The following is a 17,396-nucleotide window of genomic DNA, read 5'->3' as shown; positions in this document are numbered from 1 at the left end:
TTAAGCAAACGCGAATGCTGCAATTGCTTCAGTCTAGGCCAAAGGCGGGGCGGCCGGCCAGCCGTGAATGCACGGTTGACCGGCGGGAGGCTTATTCGGCGCCGTTCTGCTCGGCCAGTTTGTCGGCCAGGCGGACAAAGGCGGCGAGATCGAGTTGCTCCGGACGCAGGCTGCCATCAACATTGGCCGCCTCGATCGCCTCGCTGCTGAGCAGCGCCTTGAGGGTGTTGCGCAAGGTCTTGCGGCGCTGGTTGAAGGCTTCACGAACAATGCGCTCAAGCAGCCGGTGGTCTTTGGCTGGGTGCGGCAGGGTTTCGTGAGGCACCAGGCGGACGATGGCTGAATCAACCTTGGGAGGCGGGTTGAAGGCGCCAGGCCCGACGTTGAACAGGTGCTCGACCTTGCAATGGTACTGAACCATGATCGACAGACGTCCCCAGTCGCCGCCACCAGGCCCTGCGGCCAGGCGCTCGACCACTTCTTTCTGCAGCATGAAGTGCATGTCACGGATCAGCCCGGCGTTATCCAGCAGGTGGAAAATCAGCGGGGTGGAGATGTTGTACGGCAGGTTGCCGACGACACGCAGGCTGTGTGGGGATGCCCCCAGGCTGGTGAAGTCGAACTTCAGGGCGTCGCCCTGGTGCAGGCGGAAGTTGTCACGGCCGGCGAACTGGTGGTTGAGGATCGGGATCAGGTCCTTGTCCAGTTCCACCACGTCCAGCTCTGCGCCACTGCCCAGCAGGCCAGCGGTCAGTGCACCCTGGCCGGGGCCGATTTCCAGCATGCGCTCGCCTGGGCGAGCGTGAATGGCACGCAGGATACGGTCGATAACGCCTGCGTCATGCAGGAAGTTCTGGCCGAAGCGCTTGCGCGCCCGGTGTTGGTATTGCTCACTCATAAACGGGTCTCGGCCATCTGATAGGCGGTTTCCAGGGCGACCTGCAGGCTGCCGGTGTCGATCTTGCCGGTTCCGGCAAGGTCCAGGGCGGTGCCATGATCAACCGAAGTGCGGATGATCGGCAGGCCCAGGGTCACGTTCACTGCAGCGCCAAACCCTTTGTACTTGAGTACGGGCAGGCCTTGGTCGTGGTACATCGCCAGCACTGCATCGCAGTGCTCCAGATATTTGGGGGTAAACAGGGTATCGGCGGGCAGTGGGCCGCGCAGGTCCATGCCTTCGCTGCGCAGGCGCGCCAATGTCGGTTCGATAATGTCGATTTCTTCGCGGCCCAGATGGCCGCCTTCACCGGCATGCGGGTTGAGGCCGCAGACCAGGATGCGCGGGTTGGCGATGCCAAACTTGTTCACCAGGTCGGCATGCAGGATACGCGTGACGCGCTCCAGCCGCTCCTCGGTGATGGCGTCGGCCACGTCGCGCAAGGGCAGGTGAGTGGTCACCAGTGCAACACGCAGGCCGCGTGTCGCCAGCATCATTACCACCTGCTGGGTGTGGGTGAGGTCAGCAAGAAACTCGGTGTGGCCGGAGAAGGCGATACCGCTCTCGTTGATCACGCCTTTGTGCACCGGCGCGGTGATCATGCCCGCGAAATGGCCATCCAGGCAGCCTTGGCCTGCACGGGTGAGGGTTTCCAGCACGAAGGCGGCGTTGGCTTTATCCAGTTGCCCAGGCACCACAGCGGTTTGCAGCGGTGTATCCCAGACATACAGGCTGCCTGCGTCGGCAGGTGTATCCGGGAACGCATCGGCAGACACGGGCAGCAGTGTGACGGCCACGCCCAACTGCGCGGCCCGCTCGGCGAGCAGGTCACGGTTGGTAATGGCGATCAGAGGGTAAGGCTGGGCGTGTGCAGCGAGCAGCAGGCACAGGTCTGGACCTATGCCGGCCGGCTCGCCGGGTGTCAGGGCGAAACGTTGGCGTTTCACTGGGCGGCCTGGGCCGCGCCGGGGAGCTTGATTTCAACGTAGGCTTCGTCACGAATCTGACGCAGCCAGGTCTGCAGCTCCTCGTCGTACTTGCGGTTGCGCAGTACAGTCAACGCCTGTTGTTCGCGTGCTTGAGTCGTGCTGTCGGTGGCGCGGCGACCCAGCACTTCAAGTACGTGCCAGCCGTATTGGGTCTTGAAGGGCTTGGACACTACACCTTGCTGGCTGCTTGCCATGACTTCGCGGAACTCCGGCACCAGCGCGTTCGGGTCGATCCAGTTCAGGTCGCCACCATTGAGTGCCGAGCCTGGGTCTTCCGAGAAGCTCTTGGCCAGTTCAGCGAAGTCTTCCCCGGCCTTGATCCGGTCGTAGAGCTTTTCCACCAACTGCTTGGTTGCGGCTTCGCTGCGGATCTCGCTTGGCTTGATCAGGATGTGACGAACATGGACTTCGTCACGAACCTGGGTTTGGCCACCACGCTTGTCCAGCAGCTTGAGGATGATGAAGCCCCCTGGCGTACGCACTGGCTCGGTAACATCACCGACCGACAGGGAACTCAGCAGGCGGTCGAACGGTGGCGGCAGTTGAGCGGCTTTGCGCCAGCCCATCTCACCACCTTCCAGTGCCGTTTCGCTGGCGGAGCGGGCGATAGCCAGTTGGCCGAAGTCGGCACCCTGCTTGAGCTGCTGGTACACCTCGCCGGCTTGCTTGGCCGCAGCCTGGATTGCAGCCGAGTTGGCGCTTTCCGGGGTCGGGATCAGGATGTTCGCCAGGCGGAACTCTTCAGAGAGTTGCATCTTGCCCAGGTCGGAGGCGAGGAAGTTCTTCACTTCCTGCTCCGACACTTGAATGCGCTCGGCTACACGGCGTTGACGCACACGGCTGATGATCATCTCGCGGCGAACCTGCTCGCGGGCGTCCTCATAGGAGAGGCCGTCGCGGGCCAGGGCTGCGCGGAACTGATCGATGCTCATGCCATTGCGCTGGGCAATGGTGCCAATGGCCTGGTTCAGCTCTTCATCGGTGATGCGGATGCCGGAACGGTCGCCGATCTGCAATTGCAGGTTCTCGACGATCAGGCGTTCCAGTACCTGCGGCTCCAGGGCGCTGGCTGGCGGAACGCCAGAACCGCGCTTGGCGATGGTTTGCTGCACCTCGTGCACACGTTGGTCCAGCTGGCTTTGCATGACCACATCGTTATCGACGATGGCCACCACGCGGTCCAGTTCCTGTACCGCGGCATGCACTGCGGAACTCAGCAATACAGCGCCCAGCATCAGCGGGCGCAGACAATCAATAAGCTTGGTCTTCACGTGTACGATAACCTTGAATGCCTTCGTCGAGGAACGTCTCGACCTTGTTGCCCACTACGCCACCGAGACCTTTGAGTACGATCTGCAGGAAGATGCCGTGGTCGCCTTTTTCGTTGCTTGGTGCGTCCTGGCTGAACTCGTCGTAGTCGATCCAGTAGCGGTTGATCAGACGCAGTTTCCAGCAGCAGTTGTCGTACTCGAAACCACCGAAGGCTTCCAGCGTACGGTTGCGGTTGTAGTCATGCTGCCAGCGAGCGATGGCATTCCACTGCGGAACGACCGGCCAGATGACAGAGAAGTCATGCTGCTGGATCTTGTAGTAGTCCTTGACGTAGTTCGCGTCACCCGGCTTGCCATAGTCGCCACCACCCACCTGCCATTTACCAGTGGTCTGGTCATAGCGGACAGCATCATTACGATAGCGATAGCCGAGGTTGACCACTTTGTTGACGTTGTCTTCAGGCTGGTAGTGGAACATCGCACTGCCCGAACGGGTGCTGCGGCTGTCCGGATCCCAGTTGAAGTCGGAGTTCAGGCGCCAGTCGCGGTTGAAGCGGTACTGGTATTCCAGGGCGTAGGGCGAAACGTTCGCTTGGGCATCTTCGCGATCACGCCAGTCAATGCGCGGCAACTGGACTTTGCGGTCCTTGAAGTACAGGGCCTGGCCAATGCTGAAGCGTTGCCGCTCGAAACCGTTTTCTTCAATCCAGCGGTTGGTCACGCCAAGCGACAGTTTGTTCTCGTCGCCGATGCGGTCGGAGCCAGTGAAACGGTTCTCACGGAAGAGTGAGGAATAGCTGAAGGTGCTTTCGCTGGTGTCAAAGACTGGGATATCAGTCTGGTCTTTGTAAGGCACATACAGGTAGAACAGTCGCGGTTCCAGGGTCTGGCGGTAGTTCTTGCCGAACCATTGGGTATTGCGGTCGAAGTACAGGCCGCTGTCCACGCTGAAGACAGGGACATCACGGTTTTGCGAGCTTTTGAAGGTCTCGCCATCGACCAGTGTGTCTTTCCCGCGCTGATCCAGGTCCAGGTTGTAGTCGGTGTAGACGTAGGTCAGCGATGGTTTCAGGAAGCCATAACCGGTTTCCAGCGGCAGGCTGATTCGTGGTGCCAGGTTGATTCGGTCACCATTGGCACGTGCCAGGCCCGAAACGCGAGTGTCATACCACGGGTCGGAATTTCCATTTTCATCAATGAAGTTGCCGGTGCGCAGGTCGCGCTCAAAACGTGCAAACTCGGTCTTGTAGGAAAGGTCCAGCCCGCCTGGATGGTACGGCAGCTTCCCGTTGAAGGTGATTTGCGGCAACCGGTCGTACGGCGTGATCCGGGTGATCGTCGCCAGCTCGTAGGCCTGCACGTTCAACCGCGCCGTGTAGTCCTCGGCACGGTAGGTGAGCGCGCCCTGCTGGTTCACGTAGTCGCGGCTTTCAACGCCAATCTGGTCGGTTTCCAGATCCTGGAAGTAGTACGGATCGCTGATGTCGGTGTAGTCGACTTCAGTCATCAGGCGCGAGTCAAGGCCGCCTTTGTGCTGCCAGTTGATCATCCAGCGCTGGTCCTTGTAGTCGGACTGCAGCTTGCGTTCGTCTTCCTTGTCGTTCAACCAGGCGCCGCCGAATTGGCCCTCGCTGGACTCGGTCAGGTAGCGGAACTCGCCTTCCATCAACAGGCCGCGCTTGGCCATGTAGCGCGGGTACAACGTGGCATCGTAGTTCGGCGCCAGGTTGAAGTAGTACGGGGTGACCAGCGTGAAGCCGCTGTCGCTGCTGGTGCTGAACGACGGTGGCAGGAAGCCGGATTGGCGACGGTCGTCGATCGGGAAGTAGATGTACGGTGTATAGAACACCGGGAAATCCTTGACCCGCAGGGTGACGTTGGTCGCGGTGCCGAAACCGGTGGCCGGGTTCAGGGTGATGTTGTTGCCCTTGAGCTGCCAGGCGTTGCTGTTCGGCTCACAGGTGGTGTAGGTACCGTCTTTCAGCCGGATGATGGCGTTTTCGGCGCGCTTGGCATACAGGGCGTTACCGCGGATGTGTGACTTGTGCATCACGTATTCGGCGTTGTCGACCTTGGCTTCGCCAGTGTCGAGCTGAATATCGGCGTGATCGCCAACCACCAGCGAGCCGTTGTCGCGAATCTTCACGTTGCCTTTGAGCTCACCACGGTTTTCAGCCTGGTACAGGTTGGCTTCATCGGCCTCGACCTGCATGCTGCCCTGGCGCATCACTACGTCACCGGCGAGCTGAGCGATCTGCTGCTCCTGCTGATAGCGCGAAACCTTGGCACCAATGAAGGTCGGTGCTTCGTCTTTCGGGGTGCTGTCGTTCATGCCGGGGCGGGTTGGCTCGACATAGGCGCCACCACAGTACGGGCCGGTCTCGGCCAGTTGTGCAGGGGTCAGCTTGTCACGGGGTACCCAGTCAAGATGGCTGTAATCGGCGCTACGCGATTTCAGTACACGGCCTTTGCTTTCAGTGACGAGCATCGGGCCTTTGCCCGGCTCTTCAGCCGCTTCGGCAGCGGGTGCCGAGGTTTCGTCGGTCGAGCTGACGGCGGCGCCTGGGTGCACAGGACGTGGAGGCAAGTTGGCAGTAGTGGTCTTGGGCTTGCAGTCCCAACCGCCGGCAGCAGACACTTGACAGTCGAACTGTTCTGCGGCGACCACATACGACGTCGCCAGAGGTTGCATGGCCAGCAAGCCGCCGGTAACCAGCAACGGGAATTTTTTACGAAACGCGGGGGATTTCAATGCCATCTTATTAGTCCGGGCTTCCTGCGTGCCATCTGCCCGCGTGTGGGGCCGCACGCCTCTCGATGGTCTGAAAAAGATGCTGGATAATAAAGCATGACCCGCTTGACGGCTAGGGCCGTCGGAGACCCTTGTAATGCCCGATCACGATGTACGCCTGCAACACTTGAATGTCTGGCTCGATGAACAACTGGCAAATCTGTTCCAGGCCCAGGGCTGGGGCGAGGTGCCGCAAGGCAGCCTGACTGCCGCCAGCAGCGATGCCAGCTTCCGCCGCTACTTTCGCTGGGAAGCCAATGGCCGCAGTTTTATCGTCATGGACGCACCGCCGCCCCAGGAAAACTGCAAGCCCTTCGTGGATATCGATCATTTGCTGGCCAGTGCCGGCATCCATGTCCCGAACATTTATGCGCAGGATCTGCAGCGTGGCTTTCTGCTGCTCAGTGATATGGGCAAGCAGACTTACCTGGATGTCATTGATGCCGACAATGCCGACACCTTGTTCAATGATGCGGTTGACGCACTGTTAGCGTTCCAGCGGTTACCCATGACGGCGCCATTGCCCAGCTATGACGTCGCGCTGCTGCGCCGCGAACTGGAGTTGTTCCCTGAGTGGTACGTGGGGCGGGAACTGGGGCTTGCCTTCAGCGAGGCGCAACACGCGGCCTGGCAGCGTGTGAGCGGTCTATTGATCGACAGTGCGCTGGATCAGCCTAAGGTACTGGTGCACCGCGACTATATGCCGCGCAACCTGATGCTCAGTACCCCGAACCCGGGCGTGCTGGATTTTCAGGATGCCGTGTATGGCCCGGTCACCTATGACATCACCTGCCTGTTCAAAGATGCGTTTCTGAGCTGGCCAGAGGCCCGCGTAGCCGGTTGGTTGCGTGATTACTGGCAGCGTGCGCAAGCCCGGGGCATCCCTGTGCAAGGCGACTTTGACAGTTTCCACCGTGCCAGTGACCTGATGGGCGTGCAGCGCCACCTGAAGGTGATCGGCATTTTCGCGCGGATCTGCCACCGCGATGGCAAACCACGCTACCTGGGTGATGTGCCGCGTTTCTTTGCTTATATAGATGCAGTGGTTGCCCGTCGTCCGGAGCTTGCTGAACTCGGTGAGTTGATCACGCAGTTGCAGCAGGCAGCCGGAGTGCGGTCATGAAGGCAATGATCCTGGCTGCGGGAAAAGGCGAGCGCATGCGGCCGCTGACGCTGCATACCCCAAAGCCCTTGGTGCCAGTGGCGGGGGTGCCGTTGATCGAGTATCACCTGAAGGCACTGGCTGCCGCCGGGTTCAAGGATGTCGTGATCAATCACGCCTGGCTTGGCCAGCAGATTGAAGACTACCTGGGTGACGGTGCGCAGTGGGGGCTTAGCATTCAGTACTCGGCGGAAGGTGAACCACTGGAAACCGGCGGGGGTATCTACAAGGCGTTGCCACTACTGGGTGATGCGCCGTTTGCGCTGGTTAACGGCGATATCTGGACCGAGTTTGACTTCTCCCGCTTGCGTCAGCCCTTGGCGGGTTTGGCGCATTTGGTGCTGGTGGATAACCCCGGGCATCACGGCAAGGGTGATTTTCGTTTGGTCGATGGCCGGGTGCTCGACGCCGAGGCGGGGGCTGACACCCTGACCTACAGCGGTATTGCCGTGCTTGATCCGGCACTTTTTGCCGACTGCCAGCCAGGCGCCTTCAAACTGGCGCCGCTGTTGCGCCAGGCGATGACAACGGGGCAGGTGAGCGGCGAGCACTTCGCTGGCCATTGGGTGGATGTGGGCACGCTTGAGCGTCTTGCCGATGTCGAACGCATCATGACTGGCGAGCGCCGCTGAGATGTTGTGGCCGAGCACAGTGATTGGTGCTGGGGCGGGTTTCGCCATTGCCAGCATTCCTGGGGCCTTGCTGGGGGCGTTACTTGGTCAGGCGATGGACCGCCGTCTGCAGTTGCATAGCTGGGCGCACGTGCGTGAGCGCATGGGTGGTCGCCCCGTGTTGCGTGACGATGAGGTGTTGTTCCTGCTGTTGGGGCGGTTGGCCAAGAGTGACGGCCGAGTGGTGGAGGGGCACATTCAGCAGGCACGGCAGGAAATGCAGCGCCTGGAAATGAGCGATCCGGCGCGGCGCCGGGCGATTGCGGCGTTCAACCGGGGCAAGAACGGACGGGAGCGGCTCGGGCGCTATCTGCGTCGCCTCAAACAGCAACCGCATGCTGCCGAAGGGGTTTTGCGTGCGTGTCTGCGGATGGTCTGGGCCGATGGCCGGGCGAGCCCTCATGAACGTGAGTTGATTGTGCAATGGGGGCAGGCGTTGGGCTGGTCAGCCGCCAAGGTGAAGGCCTTGACGCAGGACTATGAACCTCAGAAAGCCGCGCTGGGCAGTGCCACCCTGGCGTATCCGGATGCGCTGAAGTTGCTGGGTGTCGAGGTGGGCGCAGCGCCTGAGCAGATCAAGCGTGCTTATCGGCGCTTGTTGAGCCGTCACCACCCCGACAAATTAGTGGGTAGTGGCGCGAGCCCTGAGCGTGTGCGGGAGGCGACCGAGTACACCCGTGATCTGCATCAGGCTTACTCGGTCATCCGCACGCGGCAGGGATTTTAGTTGTCCTGGCTGGGGCTCAACCAGCCACGGACCCGGCGAAACAGGTTTTCCTGTTCGGCGTTGCGGTTACCGGGCATGGCAGTGAGGACCACTTGGTGGTAGTTGCTGCCTTTTAGCCGTTTGCTGGCTTGTAGTCGCTGCTCGGCCGCCTTTCGGGCTCGTGGCTGGTTGTAGTAGAAATCGGCCGTCGGCAGCTTCAGCCCCGGTGCCAGGGCCGTCAGGTTCTGGTCCGCAGTGGCCGGTGTTTGTGCTTCGACCATCACAAGTTTTTGTACCTGCGCCGGTTGGCGTTCATTCAGGTAGCGAGCAGCCCAGTAGGCCCCCGTGCCATGTCCGAGCAGTACAATGCTACGGGCATTCTGTTGCTGCGCGTAAGCGACGGCCGCATCCAGGCGAGCAAAAATCCGTTCGGCATCGGCGTTGCTTTGAGCTTCCGGCGTTTGTGCCGGTTCGCTGTTATCGGCACTTTCGCCTTCGGCGGCCGTGGCTTGTTCAACGCTGGCATTGGCGTCGGCAGGTGTGTCTTTGGCCGGTGCCTGCTGGCCTTCTGCGCTGGGCTCTGCGGGCTTGGCCGGTGGTTCGGCCCTGGGTTGCGGGCTGTCAGCCAGCAGGTCGGGCAGGCTCAGGCTAAGGCTGTGCCAACCGGCATCCGGAAATTTGCGCCGTAGTGGGCCAACAGCCTTTGGCCAGTCTGCGGTTTCGCCGGCACCCGCAAGAATGATCAATGCTCCTTCCGGGTCGCCGCTATTGGCGGGCTTCCAGAGGGCCAGAAAGCTCTCGCTGCCGGCTTGCAGGGTTTGTTGTTCTTCTTTTGGGGCTTGGCGCTCAAGTGCCAAGGCATCGTCCTGGCTGCGTTCATTCAGGGCTTGGCGCTGCACAGGCGCGGGCTGTGCCTCTTTCGCCGGCTCTGGCGTTTCGCCATCTGCGGCGTGTAGGGTACAAGGTAGTATCAAGGACAGGCATAACGCAGGAAGCGTTGTGCGATTCAGTGGGAACATGGATCTATCCAGGCCAGATTATTACCGGCAGCCTAAAGGTATTTGTCCGGGACGGCCATGCTCTGAGGCCGTCCGTTCTATGACGAGATTCAAGATGAAGCGTTTGCGCTGCTTGTGGTTTATCGGCTGTTTTTGTCTGCCCTTTATCGTGTGGGCCGCACCGGCATCGACAACGCCGCCGCTGCAGCTGGATCCGGCTCAACAGCAGTGGCTGGACGAACATCGCAGCCTGCGTGTGGGTTTGGTACTGCAAGCCCCTTATGCTCAGTTCGACCGCAGACTTCAGCAGCTTTCGGGGGTTAATGTCGAGTTGATGAACTGGCTTGGCAAGCGCTTGGGGCTGGACCTGACATGGCGTAACTATCCTGACCAGTCGGCGCTTGAGCACGCGCTGGTGGGCGGCGAAATCGATATGGCCCCCGGCTTGACCCAAACGCCAGCGGGCTTGCGCTTATGGTTGTTCAGCGACCCGTACATGCGTGTGCCGCAGTTGATTGTCGGCCCGCGTAATGGTGCCGTAGCGGTGGACCTGGAAAAGCTCAGCAGTACGGACCGCGTGGCTGTGCGCATGCCCAGTGCGGTGGCCGATTATTTGCGCAGCACCTATCCCAATTTGAATGTGCAAGGTGTACCACTGGAGCGCCAGGCTCTACAGCTGTTGCTCACTGAACAGGCACGCTACGCGGTGGTGGATGAAGCCCAGCTCAGCCGTCTGTCTCGCGAGAACGAATTCAGCGAGCTGGCGGTGGTCGGTGATATTGGCTTGCCGCAGTTGCTGCGTATCGGCTCGCGACGTGACTGGCCGCAGTTGGCGGAAATACTTGAGCGGGGGCTGCAGGCGATTCCGCCCAAAGACCTCGAGAAACTGCACAACCGTTGGCTGCAGCCCAAGTACCCGCGCCTGAGCGAGTCGCCGGGTTTCTGGCAAAACCTGAGCCTGCTGCTGCTGGCGTTGCTGCTGAGCGCCATGGCCATCGTGCTCTGGCAGCGGCGTCAACAGCATGCGCTGGAACATAGCCTGCTCGCCGCGCGCGACAATATTGCCCAGCGTTTGGCGCGAGAACAGGCGCTGCGTTTGAGCCAGTTTTCGATTGATCAAAGTACCGTCGGCATTCTGTGGGTCAACTGGGACAGCCATGTACGTTATGCCAACCGCGCGGCTGAAGCGATGCTCGGTTATGCGCCGGGGCAGGTGGTGGAACGCCCATTGATCGACTTCGAGCCCAATCTGCACATGGATCGCTGGTTGACGCTGTGGAAGCGTGCGCGTTCCTGTGACGAAGCGGCGCAACGCTTTGAAACCGAATGCCTGCGCGCTGATGGCCGACTGTTGCCGGTGGATGTTTCGCTGAGCTTCCTGCGTTTTCGTGATGCCGAGTACCTGGTGGTGTTCCTGACCGATGTCACCGAGCGTCGCCGTGCATTGGCGGCGCAACAGGAAAGCGAGGCACGGCTCAAGGGGATTGCCGCCAACGTCCCGGGCCTGGTGTTTCGCCTGGAGCGGGATCCGCCTGTTGGTCTCTTGGAGTTCCCCTACATCAGTGAGGGCAGTGAGGCACTCGTTGGCTATACGCCGGCTGAAATCCAGCGCCCGCATATGGGCTTGCGCAGCCTGGTTCATCCGGATGACCGTGCCCATTATCATCAGGTCCAGGACCGAGCACTTGAGACTGACAGTGACTGGGCCTGGCAGGGGCGAATCGTTACGCGTCAGGGCGACATACGCTGGGCGGACATCAAGGCCACCGCGCGGGCACTGGGCGATGGGCGTGTGGTCTGGGACGGCATCGTGTGGGACATCACCCAGAGCAAGGTGATCGAACTGGAGTTGGCGCGCTCGCAGGAGCAATTGCGTGAGCTGTCGGCGCACCTGGAAAGCGTCCGGGAGGAAGAGAAGGCCCGCATCGCCCGCGAGGTGCATGACGAACTGGGCCAAATGCTCACCGTACTGAAACTGGAGACATCGATGTGCGAGCTTGCTTATGCCGACCTCGACCCCGGCTTGAATGAACGCTTGGCGAGCATGAAACGCCTGATTGCCCAGCTCTTTCAACTGGTGCGCGATGTAGCGACGGCATTGCGCCCGCCGATCCTCGACGCCGGGATCGCATCGGCAATCGAATGGCAGGCGCGTCGCTTTGAGGCGCGTACGCAGATTCCTTGCCTGGTGGAGGTGCCGGAAAACCTGCCGCCCTTGAGCGATGCCAAGGCCATAGGGTTGTTCCGTATCTTGCAGGAGGCGTTGACCAATGTGATGCGCCACGCTCAGGCGCATACTGTAGAGATAAGCCTGACCGAAGATGAGCAGCAGCTATGCCTGACCATCAGTGATGACGGTATTGGTTTCGCCATGCACGATAGTCGCCCGAGTTCCTTCGGGCTGGTTGGTATGCGCGAGCGGGTGCTGATGCTGGGCGGCACCATGACACTCAACAGTGAACCGGGCGAGGGCACCAGCCTGAGCGTGCGGATTCCCTTGGATTAACACAGGAGCAGGGCCGTGATACGAGTACTGGTTGCTGAAGACCACACCATTGTGCGCGAAGGCATCAAACAATTGATCGGCCTGGCCAAGGACATGCAGGTGGTGGGCGAGGCCGCCAATGGCGAGCAGCTACTCGATACCTTGCGTCATACCGAGTGCGAAGTGGTGTTACTGGACATCTCGATGCCAGGCGTCAATGGTCTTGAGGCGATCCCGCGTATCCGGGCGCTGAACAACCCGCCGTCGATCCTGGTGCTGTCGATGCATGACGAAGCACAGATGGCTGCACGGGCGCTTAAGATTGGCGCCGCCGGCTATGCAACCAAGGACAGTGACCCTGCCTTGTTGCTGACGGCGATTCGCCGGGTGTCTTCAGGGGGGCGTTACATTGATCCGGATCTGGCAGACCGAATGGTCTTTGAGGTAGGCCTGACGGACGCTCGCCCCCTGCACTCGCTGCTATCCGAACGTGAGTTTTCGGTCTTCGAGCGCCTGGCCCAAGGTGCCAATGTCAACGACATTGCCCAGCAACTGGCCCTGAGCAACAAGACCATCAGCACGCACAAGGCGCGGCTGATGCAGAAGCTCAACGTCAACTCGCTGGCTGAGCTGGTGAAGTACGCCATGGAGCACAAGCTGCTCTGACTGTTCTGAATACGACACCTTGCGTCGGCCCGTCGGGCCCTTCCCACGCTGTCCTGCCGGGGGCGGCATTGGTTGGGGGGCTCCAGTAGCGTCGGCGGATATCTAAAAACGCCATCCTTGTAGGGCAATCCCTACAACAACCCTTCCACCCGGCTGATGTCAATCTCTCTCCACCCCCGATTTGCGCTGCCTTTTGCCTTCACTAGGCTTGTGCTACGGCAGTCATCCAACAAAAAGGTACGGGTATGAGTGAGGTGAATTCGAGCGCTGCAACCGGCGAAGTGCTGGTCAGCTTCCGTGGTGTGCAGAAGAGCTACGATGGCGAGTCGCTAATCGTCAAAGACCTCAATCTGGACATTCGCAAAGGCGAGTTTCTCACCTTGTTGGGGCCTTCGGGCTCGGGCAAGACTACCAGCCTGATGATGTTGGCTGGCTTTGAGACCCCGACCGCTGGCGAGATCCAACTGGCGGGTCGCTCGATCAATAATGTACCGCCGCATAAACGTGACATCGGCATGGTGTTCCAGAACTATGCACTGTTCCCGCACATGACCGTTGCCGAGAACCTGGCGTTCCCGCTGACCGTGCGCGGCCTGAGCAAGACCGACATCAGTGAGCGGGTCAAGCGGGTGCTGAACATGGTTCAGCTCGATGCCTTCGCCCAGCGTTATCCGGGCCAGCTCTCCGGTGGTCAGCAGCAGCGTGTGGCCTTGGCCCGGGCGCTGGTGTTCGAGCCACAGCTGGTTCTGATGGACGAACCGCTCGGCGCGCTGGACAAGCAGCTGCGTGAACACATGCAGATGGAAATCAAACACCTGCACCAACGCCTTGGCGTGACCGTGGTGTATGTGACCCACGACCAAGGTGAAGCCTTGACCATGTCGGATCGGGTGGCGGTGTTCCATCAAGGCGAGATTCAGCAGATCGCCGACCCACGCACCCTCTACGAAGAGCCGAAGAACACCTTCGTTGCCAACTTCATCGGTGAGAACAACCGTATCAATGGCCGTTTGCTCAGCCAGAGCGGTGACCGTTGCCAGGTGCAACTGGCGCGTGGCGAGAAGATTGAGGCGCTGGCGGTCAACGTCGGTCAGCCGGGCGAGCCTGTAACCCTTTCGATTCGCCCTGAGCGCGTGCGCCTCAACGGCCATAGCGAACATTGCGTCAACCGTTTCTCCGGCCGCGTGGCCGAATTCGTCTACCTGGGTGACCACGTAAGGGTGCGCCTGGAAGTCTGCGGCAAGGCCGATTTCTTCGTGAAGCAGCCGATTGCCGAACTCGACCCAGCCCTGGCTGTGGGCGATGTGGTACCGCTGGGCTGGGAGGTCGAGCACGGTCGCGCGCTCGATCCGATCCTGGAAGCCCATTGAGGTTTGCTTCACCAACCCTGCACTGTGGAGAGAATAATAATGCTCAAGCACTTGAAGTTGACCGCCCTTTCTTTGGGCCTGTTCGCAGCAACCCAGGCCATGGCGGCGGCCGATCTGACTGTGATTTCCTTTGGGGGCGCGAATAAGGCAGCCCAGACCAAGGCGTTCTACGAGCCTTGGGAAAAGGCTGGCAACGGCAAGATTGTTGCGGGTGAGTACAACGGCGAGATGGCCAAGGTCAAAGCCATGGTCGACACCAAAAGCGTGTCCTGGAACCTGGTCGAAGTCGAATCGCCAGAGCTGGCGCGTGGTTGCGACGAAGGCATGTTCGAGGAGCTCGACCCGGCGCTGTTCGGTGATGAGTCCGACTATGTTCCCGGTGCCATTCAGCCGTGCGGTGTAGGTTTCTTCGTGTGGTCCACGGTGATGGCCTACAACGCCGACAAACTGAAATCTGCGCCAACCAGCTGGGCCGATTTCTGGGATACCAAGAAATTCCCGGGCAAGCGTGGCCTGCGCAAGGGCGCCAAGTACACCTTGGAATTCGCCTTGATGGCCGACGGTGTCGCGCCGAAGGAAGTCTACAAAGTGCTGGCGACCAAGGAAGGCCAGGATCGCGCCTTCAAGAAGCTTGATGAACTCAAGCCAAGCATCCAGTGGTGGGAAGCCGGTGCTCAACCACCGCAGTACCTGGCCTCGGGTGACGTGGTCATGAGCTCGGCCTACAACGGTCGTATCGCCGCCGTTCAGAAAGAAAGCAACCTGAAGGTGGTGTGGAACGGCGGTATCTACGACTTCGACGCTTGGGCCATTCCAAAGGGTGCCAAAAACCTTGAAGAGGCGAAGAAGTTCATCGCCTATTCGGTCAAGCCAGAGCAGCAGAAGACCTACTCCGAAAACATCGCTTACGGTCCGGCGAATTCGAAAGCTGTCGCCCTGTTGTCTGACAGCATCAAGAAAGACATGCCGACCACCCCGGAAAACATCGCCAATCAGGTGCAAATCGACGTGGCGTTCTGGGCCGACAATAGCGAGCAACTGGAGCAACGCTTCAACGCGTGGGCAGCCAAGTAAGCCGTGCTGATGGCGCGTCACCCTTCCGGTGACGCGCCTTTTGATCAAGTTTTTCGGAGTTCGCTATGGCCATCGCAGTGCCCCTGAACGAAGGCACCGGTCCTTCCCTCAAGCGTCGCCTGGCGCATGCCGAGCGGGTCAACCGCTGGAAGGCGCAGGCATTGATCGCACCTCTGGCAGTGTTTCTGCTGCTGGTGTTTCTGGTGCCTATCGCTGCGCTGTTGTACAAGAGTGTCGGTAACCCTGAGGTGGTCAGCGGCTTGCCGCGTACCGTCGTTGCGGTCAGCGAGTGGGATGGCAAGAGCCTGCCGGCCGAGCCGGTGTACAAGGCATTGGCCGACGATCTCGCCGAATCGCGCAAGAACCAGACCTTGGGCGACCTGTCCAAGCGTTTGAACATGGAGCTGGCTGGCTACCGTAGCCTGTTGGCCAAGACTGCCCGTGCCCTTCCGTTCAAGGCCGAGCCGGCTTCTTATAAAGAAGCGCTGCAGGAGTTGGACGAGCGTTGGGGCGACCCCGCCTACTGGCAGGCGATTCGCCGTAACACCAGTAGTATCACCCCGTTCTACCTGTTGGCTTCCCTGGACCATCGTATCGACGATCTGGGCGAGCTGGCCCCGGCTACCCCTGACCAGGCGATCTACCTGGACATTTTCGCCCGTACCCTGTGGATGGGCTTCGTCATCACTGGCATCTGTCTGCTGTTGGCCTATCCGTTGGCGTATCTGCTTGCCAACCTGCCAACCCGCCAGAGCAACCTGCTGATGATCCTGGTGCTGTTGCCGTTCTGGACCTCGATCCTGGTGCGTGTTGCCGCCTGGATCGTGCTGTTGCAGTCTGGTGGTTTGATCAACAGCGCACTGATGGCGATCGGCATCATCGACAAACCACTGGAGTTGGTGTTCAACCGGACCGGTGTGTACATCTCCATGGTGCATATCCTGCTGCCGTTCATGATCCTGCCGATTTACAGCGTGATGAAGGGCATTTCGCCGACTTACATGCGTGCAGCCATCTCGCTGGGTTGCCATCCTTTCGCCAGCTTCTGGCGGGTGTACTTCCCACAAACCTATGCGGGCGTTGGCGCAGGCTGCCTGTTGGTGTTCATCCTGGCGATCGGTTACTACATCACCCCGGCGTTGCTGGGTAGCCCGAACGACCAGATGGTCAGCTACTTCGTCGCCTTCTACACCAACACCAGTATCAACTGGGGTATGGCCACGGCGCTGGGCGGTTTGCTGTTGCTTGCCACCGTGCTGTTGTACTTGATCTATAGCTGGCTGGTCGGTTCAAGCCGCCGTCGTCTGAGCTGAGGAGCCTTTCCATGTTGAGTCCTTACATGTCGCCTATCGAGCGGGTCTGGTTCTACAGCTTGCGTATCCTCTGCGGGCTGATCCTGCTGTTCCTGGTGTTGCCGGTGCTGGTCATCATTCCACTGTCATTCAACTCGGGCAGTTTTCTGGTCTACCCGCTGCAGGGCTTCTCGCTGCACTGGTATCAGGACTTCTTCGCTTCGGCGGAGTGGATGCGCGCACTGAAGAACAGCATCATCGTTGCGCCAGCGGCCATGGTGCTGGCAATGGTCTTCGGTACGTTGGCCTCGATTGGCCTGACCCGTGGCGACTTCCCTGGTAAATCGCTGGTGATGGCATTGGTGATTTCGCCGATGGTGGTGCCGGTGGTGATCATCGGTGTGGCCAGCTACCTGTTCTTCGCACCGCTGGGCATGGGAAACAGCTTCATTTCGCTGATCCTGGTGCATGCCGTGCTGGGTGTGCCGTTTGTGATCATCACGGTTTCGGCAACCCTGCAGGGCTTCAACCATAACCTGGTGCGTGCAGCGGCCAGCCTGGGTGCATCGCCATTGACAGCGTTCCGCCGTGTGACCCTGCCATTGATTGCACCTGGCGTCATTTCCGGAGCCTTGTTCGCCTTTGCGACCTCGTTCGACGAAGTGGTGGTCACCCTGTTCCTTGCTGGCCCGCAGCAGGCGACCTTGCCACGGCAAATGTTCAGCGGTATCCGTGAGAACCTGAGCCCGACCATTGCGGCGGCCGCGACCTTGCTGATTGCATTCTCGGTGCTCCTGCTGCTGACCCTGGAATGGTTGCGTGGGCGTAGCGAAAAACTGCGCACCCAGCAGCCGGCTTGATGCCTGTGCCCCTCAGGTGCAAAACCTGGGGGGCACGCCTTGGTACCTGTTTGTCGCTGTGATTGATACCGGTCAGCCCTTGGCCGGTCGCTTGAGCTACAATGCGCACCACCGTGATTTCTGC

Annotated in this window: 14 protein-coding genes; 9 read left to right on the top strand and 5 right to left on the bottom strand. The window is 60.3% G+C overall.

What is annotated here, in order from left to right; genetic code table 11:
• Positions 1-91 precede the first annotated feature (91 nt).
• The 4 genes from rsmA to EKA13_RS08895 are packed head-to-tail and all read right to left on the bottom strand — an operon-like array spanning position 92 to position 5,955.
• Positions 92-898: a 16S rRNA (adenine(1518)-N(6)/adenine(1519)-N(6))-dimethyltransferase RsmA gene (rsmA, locus tag EKA13_RS08910; RefSeq protein ID WP_065759032.1), complete on the bottom strand. Its 807-nt coding sequence runs from the start codon at positions 896-898 to the stop codon at positions 92-94.
• Complete coding sequence (gene pdxA / locus EKA13_RS08905; RefSeq protein WP_065759031.1) at positions 895-1,884, bottom strand: 4-hydroxythreonine-4-phosphate dehydrogenase PdxA; 990 nt, start codon at positions 1,882-1,884, stop codon at positions 895-897. Before pdxA ends, rsmA begins: the two co-directional genes overlap by 4 nt.
• Positions 1,881-3,197: a peptidylprolyl isomerase SurA gene (surA, locus tag EKA13_RS08900; protein ID WP_065759030.1), complete on the bottom strand. Its 1,317-nt coding sequence runs from the start codon at positions 3,195-3,197 to the stop codon at positions 1,881-1,883. Before surA ends, pdxA begins: the two co-directional genes overlap by 4 nt.
• Positions 3,178-5,955, bottom strand: a complete 2,778-nt coding sequence (locus EKA13_RS08895) for an LPS-assembly protein LptD (RefSeq protein ID WP_065759029.1) — start codon at positions 5,953-5,955, stop codon at positions 3,178-3,180. Before EKA13_RS08895 ends, surA begins: the two co-directional genes overlap by 20 nt.
• Before the next feature lie 130 nt (positions 5,956-6,085).
• Between EKA13_RS08895 and EKA13_RS08890 the strand changes: the two genes are divergently transcribed.
• From EKA13_RS08890 to EKA13_RS08880, 3 genes are read left to right on the top strand one after another with little or no spacing between them, the layout of a single operon-like run.
• Positions 6,086-7,111: an aminoglycoside phosphotransferase family protein gene (locus EKA13_RS08890; protein ID WP_065759028.1), complete on the top strand. Its 1,026-nt coding sequence runs from the start codon at positions 6,086-6,088 to the stop codon at positions 7,109-7,111.
• Positions 7,108-7,782, top strand: coding sequence for an N-acetylmuramate alpha-1-phosphate uridylyltransferase MurU (gene murU, locus EKA13_RS08885; protein ID WP_065759027.1), 675 nt, complete (start codon positions 7,108-7,110; stop codon positions 7,780-7,782). The genes EKA13_RS08890 and murU overlap by 4 nt, the downstream gene beginning before the upstream one ends.
• 1 nt (position 7,783) lies before the next feature.
• A complete protein-coding gene (locus EKA13_RS08880; protein ID WP_065759026.1) occupies positions 7,784-8,548 on the top strand; it encodes a TerB family tellurite resistance protein in 765 nt (254 codons plus the stop codon).
• Here EKA13_RS08880 and EKA13_RS08875 read toward each other — a convergent pair.
• Entirely contained in the window at positions 8,545-9,546 is a 1,002-nt protein-coding gene (locus EKA13_RS08875; protein ID WP_065759025.1) for an alpha/beta hydrolase family protein, read from the bottom strand. The genes EKA13_RS08880 and EKA13_RS08875 overlap by 4 nt on opposite strands.
• 94 nt (positions 9,547-9,640) lie before the next feature.
• Here EKA13_RS08875 and EKA13_RS08870 point away from each other — a divergent pair, with 94 nt between their 5' ends.
• From EKA13_RS08870 to EKA13_RS08845, 6 genes are all read left to right on the top strand, one after another.
• On the top strand, positions 9,641-12,031 hold the full coding sequence (locus EKA13_RS08870; protein ID WP_065759024.1) for a PAS domain-containing sensor histidine kinase: 2,391 nt from the start codon (positions 9,641-9,643) through the stop codon (positions 12,029-12,031).
• A gap of 15 nt (positions 12,032-12,046) precedes the next feature.
• Positions 12,047-12,676 (top strand): response regulator, encoded by a 630-nt coding sequence (locus EKA13_RS08865; protein ID WP_065759023.1) that lies wholly within the window; start codon positions 12,047-12,049, stop codon positions 12,674-12,676.
• Between the two features lie 245 nt (positions 12,677-12,921).
• On the top strand, positions 12,922-14,046 hold the full coding sequence (locus tag EKA13_RS08860; RefSeq protein WP_065759022.1) for an ABC transporter ATP-binding protein: 1,125 nt from the start codon (positions 12,922-12,924) through the stop codon (positions 14,044-14,046).
• Positions 14,047-14,085: 39 nt separating this feature from the next.
• Positions 14,086-15,120, top strand: coding sequence for an ABC transporter substrate-binding protein (locus EKA13_RS08855; protein WP_065759021.1), 1,035 nt, complete (start codon positions 14,086-14,088; stop codon positions 15,118-15,120).
• A 65-nt stretch (positions 15,121-15,185) separates the two neighbouring features.
• A complete protein-coding gene (locus EKA13_RS08850; RefSeq protein WP_065759020.1) occupies positions 15,186-16,433 on the top strand; it encodes an ABC transporter permease in 1,248 nt (415 codons plus the stop codon).
• 11 nt (positions 16,434-16,444) lie between these two features.
• A complete protein-coding gene (locus tag EKA13_RS08845; RefSeq protein ID WP_065759019.1) occupies positions 16,445-17,272 on the top strand; it encodes an ABC transporter permease in 828 nt (275 codons plus the stop codon).
• Positions 17,273-17,396 lie beyond the last annotated feature (124 nt).

It is taken from the genome of Pseudomonas defluvii (genome assembly GCF_001695625.1).
Classification (GTDB): Bacteria; Pseudomonadota; Gammaproteobacteria; order Pseudomonadales; family Pseudomonadaceae; genus Aquipseudomonas; species Aquipseudomonas defluvii.
Note: the sequence above shows the minus strand (reverse complement) of the source record. Positions and strands in the feature narration are given on the sequence as shown.